Origin of the sequence: Streptococcus parasanguinis (genome assembly GCF_964238605.1) — a bacterium.
Lineage (GTDB): Bacteria > Bacillota > Bacilli > Lactobacillales > Streptococcaceae > Streptococcus > Streptococcus parasanguinis_AJ.
This window is the reverse complement of sequence record NZ_CAXSMM010000024.1, coordinates 1-1,462: the sequence shown is the minus strand read 5'-3', so window position 1 is coordinate 1,462 and position 1,462 is coordinate 1. Positions and strand designations below refer to the sequence as shown.

Below are 1,462 nucleotides of genomic sequence, written 5' to 3'. Positions count from 1 at the left end.
CCTACAATTCTAGGATCTTCATCATACGATAAAAAAATATCTTGATACTTTAGATTGATAGAAACTAATCTTAATCCATGTTCCTCTCGATAAACTCGTTTAATATAAGTCTGGCTATTGCAGACTACGGCATAAACTGCTCCATCATAATCAAATCCTGTCTCACGAATGAGAGCCACAGAGCCATTTTGATATTTGGGCTCCATTGAGTCACCAGAAATCCATGAGGCGAAATCATGGGCTAGTTCTTCATGAAAATAAACAGTATCATAGTTCTGATCGTTATAAACCGATGAACCGATACCGGCAGACATTTTTTCGTAAACATGGTACTCGTATAGTTTTTCTGATATTGAAACAACATTCTTACATTGTTCTTTTTGAACTAGTTTTCTAACATAACTAAGTGCTTGATCTTTAGCTTCATCTGACAAACTATTATATAGTCGGACGATTTCAACCTCTGTAAAATAACCTTTTGGAGCATTTAGAATTTGCTCCAAAAGCTTTACTTTGTCTCTAGATGGTTGTTTTATTCCACGTTCCCATGCAGAATAAGCCTGGTAGGTAATACCTAATTGATCTGCAATATCTTTTTGAGTCATTTTTAGCTCTTTTCTACGAGCCTTTAGTTTTTCTGGTTGGTACATCATTTACCTCACATTAACAATAATTTCAATTCAGCTTTTTGTTTTGCTTCTTTGTCTGTTAGCTTATTTTTATCCCAAACATAAGCTATTGATTTTCCTCTATCATAAATGAGCCATACTTTTAGATTGTCATGGAAATTCTTAATTGTCTTCCAATTATCCTGATTTAAAAGTTCAGGTAACTCTTGGCTAGTAACGAAGCCTTTTTTGATTACTGATTGCTCAATCTTATTGATTAGAGAAGTCTGATAGTTGTTGAATTCCTTTATAATCTGATCTTTGACACCGTGAAACAAAAGGAGTAGTGTGGCATTTTGTCCATCAATATAAGCATCGATAGCCTGCCTAATGGTATTTTCTTTTTCAGGATAATATTCTCTAAGAAGATCTAAAAGGCGAAAGAACAATGCCTGTTTTGAGACATCGAGGCTATTTTGAATGTGTTGAAAGGTGTCGCAACTATAATAAATCTTTGACAACAAAACAATGTCAGGCATTAATACTACAGCAGAAAAAATATTCGCTTCACGCTCTAGTAGGTTCTCCTGATTATCAATAGATTCAGTAAAATAATTGCCTTCATGCTTAAGTACGAAATGTCCTAGTTCATGACACAGAGTAAAATTTTGCTTTACAATTGGATTATCCTTTTCATAAGAAAAACTAATACCTAATTCATCAATAACAGTTAATCCTTCAATCTTGTGATTTGAGAAGTGGTGACTAATTACTTGAATTTTATATTTTTGAATACAATGTTGAAAGAAGTAATTGAAATTATAATTTAATAATGAAATATCGTTATCCTTCAT

At 32.8% G+C, this 1,462-nt stretch carries 2 protein-coding genes; both read right to left on the bottom strand.

The features are described 5' to 3' along the window. Positions 1 to 650 (bottom strand): XRE family transcriptional regulator (locus tag ACESR9_RS10160; protein WP_373106436.1); only part of this gene is annotated, 650 nt, incomplete at its 3' end. An 8-nt stretch (positions 651 to 658) separates the two neighbouring features. Beyond that, on the bottom strand, positions 659 to 1,462 hold an 804-nt coding region (locus ACESR9_RS10155; RefSeq protein WP_373106435.1), incomplete at its 5' end, for an ImmA/IrrE family metallo-endopeptidase.